Below are 15,396 nucleotides of genomic sequence, written 5' to 3'. Positions count from 1 at the left end.
AATATGAAAAGATAAATTTTTTATATAGTTAAAGGAGACTTATGAAAACTGTTGAACATTACGTAGAAAAATTTGTACCAGAAAATTATAATATTTTTCTTGATATCAATAGAGAAAAGAAACAATTCCAAGGGAATGTAGCCATTAATGGAGAAGCGCTACAACACCACATTTCATTTCATCAAAAAGACTTAACGATTAAGTCTGTTCTTTTAGATAATAAATCTCTTAGCTTTACTATGGATGATGAAAATGAAGCGGTTCATGTTGAGTTGCCTGAAACTGGTGTGATGACTCTTGTTATCGAATTTTCAGGAAAAATCACTGATAATATGACAGGTATTTATCCGTCATACTATAGCGTTGATGGTGTTAAAAAAGAAGTGATTTCAACGCAATTTGAAAGTCATTTTGCGCGTGAAGCTTTCCCAAGTATTGATGAACCTGAAGCAAAAGCAACGTTCGACTTATCAATCAAGTTTGACCAAGCTGATGATGAAATTGTTTTATCAAACATGCCAGAAATTAATGTTGATCTTAGAAAAGAAACAGGTATTTGGATTTTTGATACAACTCCAAGAATGTCATCTTACTTATTAGCATTTGCCCTTGGTGATTTACAAGGCAAAAAAACGCAAACTAAGAATGGTACCAAAGTTGGTGTTTTCGCAACCAAAGCGCATCCAGATAAATCATTAGATTTTGCACTTGATATTGCTGTTCGAACAATTGAATTCTATGAAGATTATTTTGGTGTAAAATATCCAATTCCTCATTCTTACCACGTTGCACTACCAGATTTTTCATCTGGTGCTATGGAAAACTGGGGTCTTATTACCTACCGTGAAGTTCTTTTGTTAGTTGATGAAAATTCAACTGTATCTAGCCGTCAACAAGTGGCTCTAGTAATTGCCCATGAAGTAGCACACCAATGGTTTGGTAACCTCGTTACTATGAAATGGTGGGATGATTTATGGCTTAATGAAAGTTTCGCCAATATGATGGAGTATGTTGCGATTGATACGATTGAACCATCATGGAACATTATGGAAGACTTCCAAACAGGAGGTGCACCTTACGCTCTTAAACGTGATGCAACAGACGGGGTTCAATCAGTGCATGTTGCTGTTAATCATCCTGATGAAATCAATACCCTTTTTGATCCTGCAATCGTTTATGCAAAAGGTAGCCGTTTGATGCACATGCTTCGTAGATGGTTGGGTGATAAAGCTTTCGCTACTGGTTTAGCTGCCTACTTTGAAAAACACCAATACGGCAATACCATTGGACGTGACTTATGGAGTGCTTTGTCTAAGACATCTGGTAAAGATGTTGCCAACTTTATGGACGCTTGGCTAGAGCAACCTGGTTACCCAGTTGTTACGGCAGAAGTTGTTGACGATACTTTGATTTTATCTCAAAAACAATTCTTTATTGGAAGCCATGAAGATAAAGATCGTCTATGGCAAGTTCCTTTGAATAGTAACTGGGAAGGTATTCCAGAAACACTAACAGAACGTGTAATGGAAATTCCAAATTATAGCCAGTTACGTGACAAGAATAATGAGCCACTACGTTTCAATACTGAAAATACTGCTCACTACATTATTAATTATAAGGGTGAATTATTAGAAAACCTTGTTTCTAATATCAATACGCTAGATAATATTTCTAAATTACAATTATTGCAAGACCGTAAATTACTTGCTGAAAGTGGCGAAATTTCATACGCTGATTTAGTTGGTTTAATTGCTGGTTTGACGGATGAAACGTCTTACCTTGTAACAGCAGCTATCTCATCAATCATTTCAAGCCTTGAGCGCTTTATTGACACTGATAGTCCAGAAGAAGCTCAATTTAAACAATTAGTGAAGAAAATTTATCACTCTAATTACGAACGTCTTGGCTTTGAAAAAGTTTCTGGTGAGTCAGATGAAGATGAGATGGTTCGTGAATTGACCTTATCTTCTATGGTTTACTCTGGCGATGAAGCAGTTGTTCAAAAAGCCAATAGCATTTTTGATGACTATAAAGACAACTTAGAAGCTATACCAGCTGCTATTCGCTCTACTGTTTTGACTAATCAAGTGAAATCGGCTGAAACTCCTGAATTAGTTTCTCTTTTCTTGAAACTTTATCCAGAAACAAACGACTCTAACTTTAGAAGACAATTATCTCGTGCCTTATCAAATACTAAGAATAAAGAAACGATTATAACTGTTCTAGGTGTGCTTAAAGACAGAGATATTGTTAAACCACAAGACTTGGCAATGAGTTGGTACGCACCTTTCCTTTCTCAAAGTGAGACACAAGGGGAATTCTGGACTTGGTCACGTGAAAACTGGGATTGGATTAAGAAGACTCTTGGTGGCGATATGAGTTTTGATAAATTCGTTATCTACCCAGCAGCTTACTTCAAGACGCCTGAAAGACTTGAAGAATACAAAGAATTCTTTGAACCTCAATTGTCTGATATGGCGATTAGCCGTAATATCTCAATGGGAATTAAAGAAATTGAAGCACGTGTTTCATTAATTGAAAAAGAGAAAGCAGCTGTTCTTGAAGCTATCTCAAAAGTAATGGGATAATATCTTATGTACTAATCACAAAAAACTTGTTCGACAATGAACAAGTTTTTTAGTTATCCTTAAGAAAACACTGATAGACTGATTGATGACCAATCATATCAACATAATAATGTGTGATAGGGTTTTTAGTGATATCATGTTATAATAATAAACGAGGTAAACAAATGATTAAAATATTATTAGTTGAAGATGATTTGAGCTTGTCAAACTCTGTTTTTGATTTTTTAGACGATTTTGCTGATGTTATGCAAGTATTTGATGGTGATGAAGGTCTATATGAAGCCGAAAGTGGCATTTATGATCTTATTTTACTAGATCTGATGTTGCCTGAAAAAAATGGTTTTCAAGTACTTAAAGAATTACGTGAAAAAGGCATCAATACACCAGTTTTAATTATGACCGCAAAAGAAAGTTTAGATGATAAAGGACATGGTTTTGAGTTAGGAGCCGACGATTATTTGACCAAACCTTTTTATTTGGAAGAATTAAAAATGAGAATTCAAGCCCTCTTAAAACGTTCTGGGAAAATAAGTGATAAAGAGCTTTCTTATGCTGATTTAAGAGTTGATACTAAAACAAACACGGTTTACTATAGAGAAAAAGAAGTAGAACTACTAGGAAAAGAATTTGATATTTTAGTGTATTTCTTACAAAATCAGAATGTTATATTACCAAAGAGCCAAATTTTTGACCGTATTTGGGGGTTTGATAGTGATACCACGATTTCTGTTGTTGAAGTTTACGTTTCAAAAGTGAGAAAAAAATTGAAAGATAGCCAATTTTCTAAAAACCTTCAAACATTAAGAAATGTGGGGTACATTCTAAAAAATGCTGACTAAATTAAAAAATCATTCTAAAACGGATAATTTTAGTTATTTCATCCATTTTTTTGCAGTGTTTACAGGCATTTTTATTGTTATGACAGTTATCATCTTACAAGTAATGAGATTTGGTATCTATTCTTCGATTGATGCTAGTTTGCAATCTGCTAAAGAAAACATTGATCGTTATGTTTATCTAAGCATGACTAAAACAATAAGTGGTATTCCTCAAGATTATTTCATTAATGACGATAATCCTATAGAACGACAAATGGTTGCCAATACAGACATCATAATCTATGATAATAAGGGACGAATTTTAAATGATATTGATATCTTTTCAAATCTTCAAAATATTCATTTAAAAACAGATGAGATTGGAAGCATAGTCCCCATCAAAACAACTAATATAATAGGTGCAGAAGAACTTTACCGAACAGTTACACTTAATATTAGTAGTTATGATTATCCTAGTGTTGCTTATGCTACAGTAGTTATTAATACAACTCAGTTAGAAAATATTAGTCAACGTTATGTGAAAATAATTATCACTGTAATGATTATCTTTTGGCTGATTTCGGTTGTCACCAGTCTTTATTTGGCCAAGTGGAGTAGTCAACCGTTAAGAGAAAGTTATGAAAAGCAAAAATCATTTGTTGAAAATGCTAGTCACGAATTAAGAACGCCTCTATCAGTTCTACAAAATCGTTTGGAAAATCTTTTAAGAAGACCTAATACAACAATTTTAGAGAGTACTGAAAGTCTCGCTTCAAGTCTTGATGAAGTGAGAAATATGCGTATTTTAACAACGAATCTACTACATCTAGCAAGACGTGATGAGGGAATAAAAGCAGATATTAAAGAGATTTCTCCAGACTTTTTTGGCACATTATTTCATAACTACCAAATCGTTGCAGAAGAAAATCACCGTGTTTTTAAAGGCATTAATCATCTAAAAGTGTCTTTTAAATCAGATGAGACAATTTTGAAGCAACTAATCACTATTTTGTTTGATAATGCTATTAAATATACGGAAGAATCTGGTGAAATACTTGTAGAAGTGATACCAAAAGATAAACAAATACTTATTCGAGTTATTGATAATGGTATTGGGATTAAAGATCAGGATAAACTAAAAATTTTTGATCGTTTTTATCGTGTTGATAAAGCAAGAACAAGACAAAAAGGTGGGTTTGGACTAGGTTTGTCGTTGGCAAAACAATTAGCTACTGTTTTAAAAGCTACAATTACTGTTAGTGATAATACCCCCAAAGGCACTATCTTTGAATTAAAAATAAATAAATAAAAAAAACCTGATTTTCAGGTTTTTTTATTTTGCTAATTTAGTGTAAAGACGAGCTTTATCACGACTTGCTTTGTTTTTATGAATCAATCCTTTAGATTTTGCTTTATCAATGCTAGAGCTAGCTGCTTTGAAAAGTTCTTCTGTTGGATTTGCTTCAAATGCTTTAATCGTTGTACGCATAGCTGATTTTTGAGCAGCATTTCTTTCATTTTGTTTTGAAGTAAGTGCAGCACGTTTGCCAGCTGATTTGATATTTGCCAATGTTTTCACCTCCATTTATACTAACTATCATATTATATAGAAAAATCTGGCTTTTGACAAGCCTTTCTTATTTTTTAAGGTAAATTTCATCAATAAGATGATTTTTTGATTTGTGTAGGATTATTTCAGCACGATTTCTTGTGGGTTCAATATAATTTTCAAGGTTATAGAGATTGGTATTCTTCCAGACGTCTTTGGCGAAGGTTGTCAATTCATCAGAACTCATTTTGACAAAACGATGGTAGTAATTAGTAACATCTTTTTTAGCCATCTCTGTCAAACTAAAGAAACGTTCTAAGTACCATTTTTCAATATGATGACTATCAGCATCGATATATATGGAAAAATCAAAATAATCACTCATATAAAGTCGGTTGTTTTGCTGATTTTGAAAAACATTTATCCCTTCAACGATTAAAAAATCAGGTTTTTTAATCGTTTGTAATTGATCAGGGACAATATCATAAGTTTCATGGGAATACACAGGAATAGCCACATCATGACCACTTTTAATACGATCTAAAAAGTTTAATAGTAATTCCATGTTGTAGCTTTCTGGAAAACCTTTTTTATTAAGAATCTCTTTTTCTTTTAAAATGCTATTTGGGTACAAAAAACCATCTGTTGTCACCATATCAACATGACTATTTTTAAAAGTTCTTGTTAACAAGAGCTTTAACAAGCGACTTGTTGTTGATTTACCGACGGCAACACTACCAGAAATTCCTATAATAAAAGGACGTTCTTTAATTGTTTTTTGTAGGAAGATACTTTTAGAAAAAGTAAGATTTTCTTGAGCGTTTTTATAGATTTTGATTAAATTAATCAATGGTAAGTACACATCTAAAACGTCTTGCATACTAATTTGGTCATTTAAACTTTTAATGGAATTTAATTCTGACTCTGTTAAGAGAGGACTATCTTTTTGATGTAACTGTTGCCAATTTTCACGAGAAACTTTTTCAAAATTGATAAATTCATTGTTCATAATATACTCCTTTTAGCATTATATCATGTTATAGCCATTATTGAAAACCATTTCAGATTGTGATAGACTAGTACTATGACTAAAAGAGATGATAAATCAAGGACAACCATGTATTTTTCTGAAAATCCAGAAAGTACACATCATATCAAAAATCTGGAAACTTACCTGTTAGGAGAAGTTTTTTATTTTCAAACTGATTCAGGTGTTTTTAGCAAAAATCGCATTGATTTTGGTAGTCAAACTCTGATAAATAATGCTGATTTTGAAGCTAACAAGACACTTTTAGATGTGGGTTGCGGTTATGGCCCAATTGGAATTAGTCTTTCTAAAGTTAAAAAACTAAAAGCAACTATGATTGATATTAATAATCGGGCTTTAGAATTGGCGAAAGAAAATGCTAAAAGAAATCATGTTGAAGCAAGTATTTTTCACTCGTCCCTTTATGAGCAAGTAGAAGGTCAATTTGATTATATTGTTAGTAATCCACCAATTAGAGCTGGTAAAGAAGTTGTTCATGAGATTATCGCTAAAAGTATTGATTATTTGAATGATAATGGTAGTTTAACAATCGTGATTCAAAAAAAACAAGGTGCCCCAAGTGCCAAAACAAAAATGCAAGATGTTTTTGGTAACGTTGATGTTTTAAAAAAGGAAAAGGGCTACTATATTTTAAGGAGTGTTAAAAATGAGAACAGTTGATTTGATTCAAAAGAAACGTGACGGTAAGGAACTTTCAACCGAGGAGATAAAGTGGCTTATTTCTGGGTTTGCTAGTGGTGATGTTCCTGATTATCAAATGTCTGCCTTTGCCATGGCTACCTATTTTAAAGGAATGTCTAGAAGAGAAACCAAAGACCTAACTATGAGCATGCTAGAGACAGGCGAACAAATCGATTTGTCAGCCATTTCAGGTACAAAAGTTGATAAGCATTCAACGGGTGGAGTTGGTGATAAGGTTACATTGATTTTAGCACCTCTTGTAGCTAGTTTTGGAGTTCCAGTTGCCAAAATGAGTGGTAAAGGACTTGGTCATACCGGTGGAACACTTGACAAATTAGAAGCCATTAAAGGCTTAAAAATCGAGAGAACCCAGGAAGAGTTTATTAAACAAGTACAAGACATTAATCTGTCTGTGATTGGACAATCCGATAAGCTTGTCAGAGCTGATAAATTGCTATACGCTCTTAGAGATGTGACAGCAACTGTTGATATAATCCCTTTAATTGCTAGTTCGGTAATGAGTAAAAAAATCGCATCTGGTGCCGACAGTATCTTATTAGACGTTACAGTTGGTGATGGTGCTTTTATGAAAACGATTGATGATGCTGTTGAATTATCACAAACAATGGTTGATTTGGGGAAAGCCGTTGGAAGAAAAACAATAGCTGTTATTACCAATATGAGCCAACCCCTTGGACGTGCTATTGGAAATCGTTTAGAAGTATTAGAGGCGATTGAAATTATGCAAGGAAAAGGACGTGAGGATATTACTCACTTTATTTGTGAGTTAGCACAAATCATGCTAGAACTTGCTGGAAAAAAAGTAGAGCTTACTGAGATTAGAAATCATCTTACAAACGGCTTAGCTCTTAAGAAATTTGAAGAATTTATCGCCTACCAAGGTGGTGATTTGAAGGATCTTTATCGCCCATCTTCAGCTCAATTTATTACTGAAGTAATTGCAGATGAAACTGGTATTATTCAAGAATTACCAGCTTTAGAATTTGGTCTTTTTGCTATGAGATTAGGAGCAGGAAGAGCAGTCAAATCAGATACTCTTGATTATGAAACAGGTATTGTTTTTGAGAAAAAGGTCGGTGATAAGATTGAAAAAGGGACTTCAATTGCAAAAATTTATTCAAATAAAAAAATAGAGCCAAAAATGATTACAGAATTCAAAAAAAATGTTAAAATAGGTGATGAAAGCGTTGACTCAAAAGAAATATTGAAAATTATTGTCTAATGAGTCTGAAAGGACATAGAAAAGAAATGGAAATTAATAAATATATTGATCACACACTTTTAAAAGCTGAAAGTACAGTTGACCAGATTGATCAATTAATTGAAGAAGCCAAAAAGTATCAATTTGCAAGTGTTTGTGTCAATCCAAGTCATGTCAAACATGCTGCTGAACAGTTAAAAGACAACTCGGTTAAAGTTTGTACAGTTGTTGGGTTTCCTTTAGGAGCAACAACAAGTGTTACAAAAGCCTTTGAAACAAAAGATGCTGTTGCAAATGGCGCTGATGAGATAGATATGGTGATCAATATCGGCCAATTAAAATCAGGAAATCTTGACTTTGTTGAAAAAGATATTAGAAGTGTAGTAGAAGCTAGTGGTGATAAACTGGTTAAAGTTATTATTGAAACGGCTCTATTGACAGATGATGAAAAGATCGCTGCTTGTCAAGCTGCTGTTAAAGCTGGTGCTGATTTCGTTAAAACGTCTACTGGTTTTTCAACTGGTGGTGCAACAGTTCCAGATATTGCCTTGATGCGCGAAACAGTTGGACCAGATATTGGTGTTAAAGCTGCTGGTGGTGCTCGTTCTTACGAAGATGCTCTAGCATTTATTAATGCCGGGGCAACTCGAATCGGGACTTCTGCAGGAGTTGCAATTGTGGAAGGAAAAACAGTTAATGGCGGATACTAATTTAATGATGTTAGCAAAAACTGCTAGCAAAAACGCCTATGTTCCTTACTCAAAATTTCCAGTTGGTGCAGCACTTAAAACCAAAAAAGGTGATGTCTTTTTAGGATGTAACATTGAAAATGCTAGTTTTGGTTTAAGTAATTGTGCTGAACGTACTGCTATCTTTAAAGCTATTTCAGAAGGACATAAAGATTTATCTGAAATTGCAATATACGGTGAAACCAAAGAACCAATTTCACCTTGCGGTGCTTGTCGTCAAGTAATGGCGGAATTTTTTGAACAAGGCTGCAAAGTGACATTGATTGCTAAAAATGGTCAGACGGTCGAGATGACGGTCGGGGAGTTACTTCCATATTCTTTTACAGATTTATCATAGTCTGTAAGATTTCTACTTGAACCATAAGGTTTAAGAAACTAGCAACAGTAAGTTGCAATAAAAAATTTTAGGAGGGTTCATTTTTATGAACAAGAAAATTGTTGGCGTTGGTTTGGCTACTGTTGCCGTTTTAGGACTTGCAGCGTGTTCAAATCGTAACTCATCAGATTCATCTAAAGACTCTAGCAAGGATGAATCACAACTTAATGTTGCGATGGTGACAGACACAGGTGGTGTTGACGATAAATCATTTAACCAATCAGCTTGGGAAGGTTTACAAGCTTGGGGAGATGAAAATGGTCTTTCTAAAGGAAAAGGTTTTGACTATTTCCAATCTACTAGTGAATCAGAATATGCAACAAACTTAGACTCTGCTGTTAGTGGAAATTATAAATTAGTTTTCGGTATTGGTTTTGCTTTACGTGATGCTGTTGCCAAAGCAGCGGAAGATTACACTGATACTAACTTTGTTATCATTGATGACGTTATCGATGATCTTGATAACGTAGCAAGTGTTACTTTTGCTGACCATGAAGCAGCTTATCTTGCTGGTATTGCAGCTGCAAAAACAACTAAAACTAAGAGTGTTGGATTTGTAGGTGGTATGGAAGGTACAGTTATCACTCGCTTTGAAAAAGGATTTGAAGCAGGTGTTAAATCTGTAGACCCAACAATCAAAATCACTGTTAACTATGCAGGTTCATTTGCTGACGCTGCTAAAGGTAAAACAATTGCGGCTGCTCAATATGCAGGTGGCGCAGATGTCATCTACCAAGCAGCAGGTGGTACTGGAGCTGGTGTCTTCAATGAAGCTAAAGCAATCAACGAAACACGTGATGAAAGTGAAAAAGTTTGGGTTATTGGTGTAGACCGTGACCAAGAAGAAGAAGGTAACTACACTTCTAAAGATGGTAAAGAATCAAACTTTGTTTTAGCATCAACTCTTAAACAAGTTGGTAATGCTCTTCAATTAATTTCTACCGATACTCAAAAAGGTAACTTCCCAGGTGGTAAATTAACTGTTTATGGTCTTAAAGATGGTGGTGTAGATCTTGCTACAACAAACCTTTCTGAAGAAGCTGTAAAAGACATTAAAGACGCTAAAGAAAAAATTATCTCTGGCGATATCGTTGTCCCAGAAAAATAATAAACGTCTGAAAGAGCGATCTTAATCGGTCGCTTTTTCTAACTCTGAGATAGTTTATATCTCAGTAAAGCTTGTCAGTTTTGACAAGCTTTTCTGAAATATAAAGCCAATGAAGAAAGGATAATAGTCGCCATGACAGAAAATGTCATTGAAATGAGAGAAATTACCAAAGTTTTTGGTGATTTTGTGGCAAATGACCATATCAATCTCAATGTAAAAAAGGCTGAGATTCATGCTCTTCTTGGGGAAAATGGTGCAGGTAAGTCGACTTTGATGAATATGTTAGCTGGATTGTTGATCCCAACAAGCGGTGAGATTTTACTAAATGGTCAAGTCGTTAACATTGATTCTCCAACAGCATCATCACGCCTAGGAATTGGAATGGTCCATCAACATTTTATGTTGGTTGATGCTTTTACTGTTGCTGAAAATATTATTTTGGGTAACGAAATAGTTAAGAATGGCTCACTTGATATGAAAAAAGCCATCGCAGAAATCCAAGCCTTATCACAAAAATATGGTCTTTCCATTGACCCTACTGCAAAAATATCTGATATTTCAGTTGGTGCCCAACAACGTGTGGAAATTTTAAAAACTTTGTATCGTGGTGCTGATATCCTAATTTTTGATGAACCAACTGCTGTATTAACACCATCAGAAATTCAAGAACTGATGGAAATTATGAGAAACCTCACAAAAGAAGGTAAATCTATTATTTTGATTACTCATAAGTTGGATGAAATTAGAGCGGTTGCTGATCGTGTTACAGTTATTAGACGTGGTAAGAGCATTCAAACAGTTGATGTTGCTGGGGCTTCTTCAAAAGATTTAGCTGAGATGATGGTTGGAAGATCTGTCTCTTTCAAAACTGAAAAAGTACCTGCACAGCCTACTGATGTTATTTTATCCATTAAAGATCTTGTAGTAAATGAAAACAGAGGCGTTCCTGCTGTTAAAGGGTTATCACTTGACGTTAGACGTGGTGAGATTGTAGGGATTGCTGGTATAGATGGTAATGGTCAAAGTGAATTAGTCCAAGCCATTACTGGTCTTAGAAAAGCTAAATCAGGAACAATTACCATTAAAGATACTGATGTTACTAGATTTCATTCTCGTAAAATCACTGAATTAAGTGTTGGTCATGTTCCAGAGGATAGACATCGTGATGGGCTAATTCTTGAAATGACTTTAGCAGAAAACACTGCTTTACAAACTTATTATAAGGAACCTTTAAGCAAAAATGGTGTCTTAAACTATAACGAAATTAATAGCTATGCCCGTCATCTGATGGAAGAATTTGATGTTCGTGGTGCAAGTGAGCTTGTTCCTGCAAAAGGATTTTCTGGAGGTAATCAGCAAAAAGCTATTATTGCAAGAGAAGTTGATAGAAACCCTGATCTATTAATTGTTAGCCAACCGACTCGAGGACTTGATGTTGGTGCGATAGAATATATTCATAGTCGTCTTATTCAAGAACGTGACAAGGGAAAAGCCGTTTTAGTGGTTAGTTTTGAACTTGATGAAATTTTAAACCTTTCAGATAGAATCGCGGTTATCCATGATGGTAAAATCCAAGGTGTTGTTCTTCCCGATGAGACCAATAAACAAGAACTTGGTATTTTAATGGCTGGTGGAACAATTGAAAAGGAGGGAACTCATGTCTAAAAGGACACAGCAAATAGCCGTCCCTTTACTATCCGTTTTATTCGGATTACTTTTAGGTGCGATTGCTATGCTTATATTTGGTTATGATCCTGTTTGGGGTTATGAGGGTCTTTTCCAAACGGCTTTTGGTAGCGTGCGTAATATTGGGGAAATCTTACGTTCGATGGCACCACTCATTTTAATAGCCCTAGGTTTTACAGTTGCTAGCCGTGCTGGATTCTTCAATATTGGATTATCTGGACAAGCAATGGCAGGCTGGTTTGCATCAGGATGGTTCGCTTTAATGAATCCTAATATGCCTAGACCTTTAATGATTTTAATGACGGTTGTGATTGGTCTAGTAGTTGGAGGTCTCGTTGGGGCTGTTCCTGGTATTTTAAGAGCTTATCTAGGGACGAGTGAAGTTATTGTTACTATTATGATGAATTATATTATTCTATATATTGGTAATTCACTTGTTCAAAATGTTTTTGACGATAGTATTAAAAGAAGTATTGACTCTAGTTTACAAGTTGGAAGTAATGCCTCTTACCGTTCAGAATTTCTTTCTTCTTTAACGAGTAATTCACGTATCAATATTGGTATTTTCTTTGCCATTATTGCTATTGTTGTCATTTGGTTCTTACTTAATAAAACAACTCTTGGTTTTGAAATTAGATCAGTAGGACTTAATCCATTTGCTAGTGAATACGCAGGTATGGCTTCTAAAAGAACTATTGTTTTATCAATGATCATCTCAGGTGCATTAGCTGGTCTTGGAGGTGTTGTTGAAGGTCTTGGAACCTTTGAAAACGTCTTTGTTCAGGGAAGCTCATTATCAGTTGGTTTTGATGGGATGGCGGTCAGCCTTCTTGCAGCTAACTCACCGATTGGTATTTTCTTTGCTTCATTCTTATTTGGTGTCTTAAATGTAGGAGCACCTGGTATGAATGCGGCAGGTATTCCACCTGAAGTAATTAAAGTTGTGACAGCCTCAATTATTTTCTTTGTTGGCGCTCACTATATCATTGATCGTTTTATTAAAACAAAAAAAGTTAGTAAAAAATTAGCGAAAGGGGGAAAGTAGTATGAATTTGGTCACAACACTAGGTTTATTAATTTCTTCCATGTTGATTTATGCCACACCTTTAATTTTAACCAGTATTGGTGGTACTTTTTCTGAGCGTTCGGGTGTTGTTAATGTCGGCTTAGAAGGTATTATGGTCATGGGGGCTTTTTCAGGTGTTATTTTCAACCTAGAATTTGCAGAAACATTTGGCGATGCTACCCCTTGGTTGGGTGTTCTTGTTGGTGGTATTGTTGGTATGATTTTTTCACTTCTACATGCTTTAGCAACCATCAATTTTAGAGCTGACCATATTGTTAGTGGTACTGTCTTAAATCTTTTAGCACCATCACTAGCTATTTTTCTAGTAAAAGTTTTCTATGGTAAAGGACAAACTGATAACATTAGTGAATCATTTGGTAAATTTAACTTCCCAGTTTTGTCTGAAATACCAGTAATCGGACAAATTTTCTTTAGAAATACCTCGCTAGTGGCTTATTTAGCTATTATCTTTTCATTTGTTGCTTGGTATGTTCTTTATAAAACAAGATTTGGTTTACGCCTGCGTTCTGTAGGTGAACATCCTCAAGCAGCTGACACATTAGGTGTTAATGTTTATAAAATGAAATACTTCGGTGTGATGATTTCAGGTTTTCTTGGAGGAATGGGTGGTGCCATTTATGCGCAATCTATTTCAGTTAACTTCTCATCAACAACCATTTTAGGACCAGGCTTTATTGCTCTTGCGGCAATGATATTTGGGAAATGGAATCCAATTGGTGCCATGCTTTCAAGTCTTTTCTTTGGCCTTTCACAAAGTCTAGCAGTTATTGGAAGCCAATTAGAATTTCTTTCAAAAATTCCTACAGTCTATCTTCAAATTGCACCTTACGTTTTAACTGTAGTAGTCCTTGCTATTTTCTTTGGTAAAGCAGTTGGACCTAAAGCAAATGGTGTTAACTACATTAAGTCTAAATAAAAAATATTGTCAATAATTTCAAGTGGTATTAGTTGTTCTAATACCACTTTTTTACAATTTCGTTGTGAAATCATTTGAAAGCGCATTAAACTTATGTTATACTGGAAAGACAAGTCATAACATATTATGATTAATAATTATAAAGAGGTAACTATATGAGTAAAATAGTTGTAGTTGGAGCTAACCATGCAGGTACGTCTGCTATTAAAGCGATGTTAAGTAATTATGGTGATGAAAATGAAATTGTGGTTTTTGACCAAAATTCAAACATCTCATTTTTAGGGTGTGGTATGGCATTATGGATTGGTAAACAAATTGCTGGACCAGAAGGACTTTTCTATTCAAATAAAGAGCAATTAGAAGAAGCTGGTGCTAAGGTTTACATGAACTCTCCAGTTGAGTTTATCGACTACGATAAAAAAGAAGTCCATGTTCTTCTTGATGGCCAAACAAAACATGTTGAATCTTATGAAAAATTAATTTTAGCAACAGGATCAGAACCAATCATTCCTCCAATCAAAGGAGTAGAATTACAAGAAGGATCGTTAGAGTTTAAAGCAACTCTTGAAAATGTTCAATTTGTTAAGTTATATCAAAACTCTCAAGAAGTCATTGAAAAACTTAAAGGCGAAGATATAAAACGTGTTGCCGTTGTAGGTGCTGGTTATATCGGTGTTGAATTAGTTGAAGCTTTTGAACGTCTTGGTAAGGAAGTTGTTCTTATTGATGTTGCTGATACTTGTTTAGGTGGTTACTATGATCGTGACTTAACTGAAATGATGAGTAAAAACTTGGCAGATCATGGCATCGAGTTGGCCTTTGGTCAAACTGTAACTGCTGTTGAAGGTAATGGTAAGGTAGAACGTGTTATCACTGATAAAGCAAGCTTTGATGTTGATATGGTCATCATGGCTGTTGGTTTCCGTCCAAACACAGGTCTTGGAAATGGTAAGCTAGAATTATTCAGAAACGGTGCTTTCCTTGTTGACAAAAAACAAGAAACTAGCATTCCAGGAGTTTACGCAATCGGTGACTGTGCAACAGTTTATGATAACTCATTAAATGATGTTAACTACATTGCCCTAGCTTCAAATGCTGTTCGTTCAGGTCTTGTGGCAGCACACAATGCTTGTGGTCATGAAATTGAATCAGTTGGTGTTCAAGGCTCAAACGGAATTTCTATCTACGGATTAAAAATGGTTTCTACTGGTCTAACATTAGAAAAAGCGAAACGTGCTGGCTATAATGCAACAATGACTGAATTCAGTGATCTTCAAAAGCCTGCATTTATTGAGCATGATAACTATAAAGTTACCTTGAAAATTGTTTATGATAAAGACACTCGTGTTGTTTTAGGAGCACAAATGGCTTCTGAAGAAGATATGTCTATGGCTATTCATATGTTCTCTCTAGCTATCCAAGAAAAAGTAACGATTGAACGCTTAGCGCTTCTAGATATTTTCTTCTTGCCTCACTTTAACCAACCATACAATTATATTACAATGGCTGCTTTAACAGCGAAATAATAAAAAAACTTAGGTTGTGATGACCTAAGTTTTTTTAATTAA

General features: G+C 34.8%; 14 protein-coding genes. 12 read left to right on the top strand and 2 right to left on the bottom strand.

Translation table 11 applies throughout. The features are described from left to right. The first annotated feature begins 41 nt into the window (after nucleotides 1-41). From JHK62_RS02670 to JHK62_RS02660, 3 genes are all read left to right on the top strand, one after another. Nucleotides 42-2,588 carry a M1 family metallopeptidase gene (locus tag JHK62_RS02670; protein WP_199575131.1) on the top strand — a complete coding sequence of 849 codons (2,547 nt, stop codon included), beginning with the start codon at nucleotides 42-44 and terminating at the stop codon, nucleotides 2,586-2,588. Between the two features lie 164 nt (nucleotides 2,589-2,752). Beyond that, nucleotides 2,753-3,427: a response regulator transcription factor gene (locus tag JHK62_RS02665; RefSeq protein WP_199575130.1), complete on the top strand. Its 675-nt coding sequence runs from the start codon at nucleotides 2,753-2,755 to the stop codon at nucleotides 3,425-3,427. Next, nucleotides 3,417-4,715, top strand: a complete 1,299-nt coding sequence (locus JHK62_RS02660; RefSeq protein WP_199575129.1) for a sensor histidine kinase — start codon at nucleotides 3,417-3,419, stop codon at nucleotides 4,713-4,715. The genes JHK62_RS02665 and JHK62_RS02660 overlap by 11 nt, the downstream gene beginning before the upstream one ends. 24 nt (nucleotides 4,716-4,739) lie before the next feature. On the opposite strand, the gene rpsT is transcribed toward JHK62_RS02660, so the two are convergent. Together rpsT and coaA are read right to left on the bottom strand one after the other, a co-directional pair. After that, nucleotides 4,740-4,991, bottom strand: coding sequence for a 30S ribosomal protein S20 (gene rpsT / locus JHK62_RS02655; RefSeq protein WP_199575128.1), 252 nt, complete (start codon nucleotides 4,989-4,991; stop codon nucleotides 4,740-4,742). A 52-nt stretch (nucleotides 4,992-5,043) separates the two neighbouring features. Then, nucleotides 5,044-5,964 carry a type I pantothenate kinase gene (gene coaA, locus JHK62_RS02650; protein ID WP_199575127.1) on the bottom strand — a complete coding sequence of 307 codons (921 nt, stop codon included), beginning with the start codon at nucleotides 5,962-5,964 and terminating at the stop codon, nucleotides 5,044-5,046. Nucleotides 5,965-6,039: 75 nt separating this feature from the next. Between coaA and JHK62_RS02645 the strand changes: the two genes are divergently transcribed. From JHK62_RS02645 to nox, 9 genes are all read left to right on the top strand, one after another. Further along, complete coding sequence (locus JHK62_RS02645; protein WP_199575126.1) at nucleotides 6,040-6,663, top strand: class I SAM-dependent methyltransferase; 624 nt, start codon at nucleotides 6,040-6,042, stop codon at nucleotides 6,661-6,663. Then, nucleotides 6,650-7,927, top strand: a complete 1,278-nt coding sequence (locus tag JHK62_RS02640; RefSeq protein ID WP_199575125.1) for a pyrimidine-nucleoside phosphorylase — start codon at nucleotides 6,650-6,652, stop codon at nucleotides 7,925-7,927. Before JHK62_RS02645 ends, JHK62_RS02640 begins: the two co-directional genes overlap by 14 nt. 26 nt (nucleotides 7,928-7,953) lie before the next feature. After that, nucleotides 7,954-8,616 carry a deoxyribose-phosphate aldolase gene (gene deoC, locus JHK62_RS02635; protein ID WP_199575124.1) on the top strand — a complete coding sequence of 221 codons (663 nt, stop codon included), beginning with the start codon at nucleotides 7,954-7,956 and terminating at the stop codon, nucleotides 8,614-8,616. Beyond that, a complete protein-coding gene (locus JHK62_RS02630; RefSeq protein WP_199575123.1) occupies nucleotides 8,603-8,992 on the top strand; it encodes a cytidine deaminase in 390 nt (129 codons plus the stop codon). Before deoC ends, JHK62_RS02630 begins: the two co-directional genes overlap by 14 nt. A gap of 85 nt (nucleotides 8,993-9,077) precedes the next feature. Next, nucleotides 9,078-10,139, top strand: a complete 1,062-nt coding sequence (locus JHK62_RS02625; RefSeq protein ID WP_199575122.1) for a BMP family lipoprotein — start codon at nucleotides 9,078-9,080, stop codon at nucleotides 10,137-10,139. A gap of 132 nt (nucleotides 10,140-10,271) precedes the next feature. After that, on the top strand, nucleotides 10,272-11,804 hold the full coding sequence (locus JHK62_RS02620) for an ABC transporter ATP-binding protein (protein WP_199575121.1): 1,533 nt from the start codon (nucleotides 10,272-10,274) through the stop codon (nucleotides 11,802-11,804). Further along, nucleotides 11,797-12,870: an ABC transporter permease gene (locus tag JHK62_RS02615; RefSeq protein WP_199575120.1), complete on the top strand. Its 1,074-nt coding sequence runs from the start codon at nucleotides 11,797-11,799 to the stop codon at nucleotides 12,868-12,870. Before JHK62_RS02620 ends, JHK62_RS02615 begins: the two co-directional genes overlap by 8 nt. Before the next feature lies 1 nt (nucleotide 12,871). Then, nucleotides 12,872-13,828 (top strand): ABC transporter permease, encoded by a 957-nt coding sequence (locus tag JHK62_RS02610; RefSeq protein WP_199575119.1) that lies wholly within the window; start codon nucleotides 12,872-12,874, stop codon nucleotides 13,826-13,828. A 155-nt stretch (nucleotides 13,829-13,983) separates the two neighbouring features. Next, complete coding sequence (gene nox, locus JHK62_RS02605; protein ID WP_199575118.1) at nucleotides 13,984-15,354, top strand: H2O-forming NADH oxidase; 1,371 nt, start codon at nucleotides 13,984-13,986, stop codon at nucleotides 15,352-15,354. Nucleotides 15,355-15,396 lie beyond the last annotated feature (42 nt).

This window comes from Streptococcus pacificus (assembly GCF_016481305.1).
GTDB classification, from domain to species: domain Bacteria; phylum Bacillota; class Bacilli; order Lactobacillales; family Streptococcaceae; genus Streptococcus; species Streptococcus pacificus.
The sequence above is the reverse complement of the archived record's forward strand: the minus strand, read 5'-3'. Positions and strand labels throughout refer to the sequence as shown.

Bases quoted from the DNA above. Each gene is read 5' to 3' on its own strand.
- JHK62_RS02670 (WP_199575131.1), top strand. From the start codon at position 42: ATGAAAACTGTTGAACATTACGTAGAAAAATTTGTACCAGAAAATTAT.
- JHK62_RS02665 (WP_199575130.1), top strand. From the start codon at position 2,753: ATGATTAAAATATTATTAGTTGAAGATGATTTGAGCTTGTCAAACTCT.
- JHK62_RS02660 (WP_199575129.1), top strand. From the start codon at position 3,417: ATGCTGACTAAATTAAAAAATCATTCTAAAACGGATAATTTTAGTTAT.
- rpsT (WP_199575128.1), bottom strand. From the start codon at position 4,991: ATGGAGGTGAAAACATTGGCAAATATCAAATCAGCTGGCAAACGTGCT.
- coaA (WP_199575127.1), bottom strand. From the start codon at position 5,964: ATGAACAATGAATTTATCAATTTTGAAAAAGTTTCTCGTGAAAATTGG.
- JHK62_RS02645 (WP_199575126.1), top strand. From the start codon at position 6,040: ATGACTAAAAGAGATGATAAATCAAGGACAACCATGTATTTTTCTGAA.
- JHK62_RS02640 (WP_199575125.1), top strand. From the start codon at position 6,650: ATGAGAACAGTTGATTTGATTCAAAAGAAACGTGACGGTAAGGAACTT.
- deoC (WP_199575124.1), top strand. From the start codon at position 7,954: ATGGAAATTAATAAATATATTGATCACACACTTTTAAAAGCTGAAAGT.
- JHK62_RS02630 (WP_199575123.1), top strand. From the start codon at position 8,603: ATGGCGGATACTAATTTAATGATGTTAGCAAAAACTGCTAGCAAAAAC.
- JHK62_RS02625 (WP_199575122.1), top strand. From the start codon at position 9,078: ATGAACAAGAAAATTGTTGGCGTTGGTTTGGCTACTGTTGCCGTTTTA.
- JHK62_RS02620 (WP_199575121.1), top strand. From the start codon at position 10,272: ATGACAGAAAATGTCATTGAAATGAGAGAAATTACCAAAGTTTTTGGT.
- JHK62_RS02615 (WP_199575120.1), top strand. From the start codon at position 11,797: ATGTCTAAAAGGACACAGCAAATAGCCGTCCCTTTACTATCCGTTTTA.
- JHK62_RS02610 (WP_199575119.1), top strand. From the start codon at position 12,872: ATGAATTTGGTCACAACACTAGGTTTATTAATTTCTTCCATGTTGATT.
- nox (WP_199575118.1), top strand. From the start codon at position 13,984: ATGAGTAAAATAGTTGTAGTTGGAGCTAACCATGCAGGTACGTCTGCT.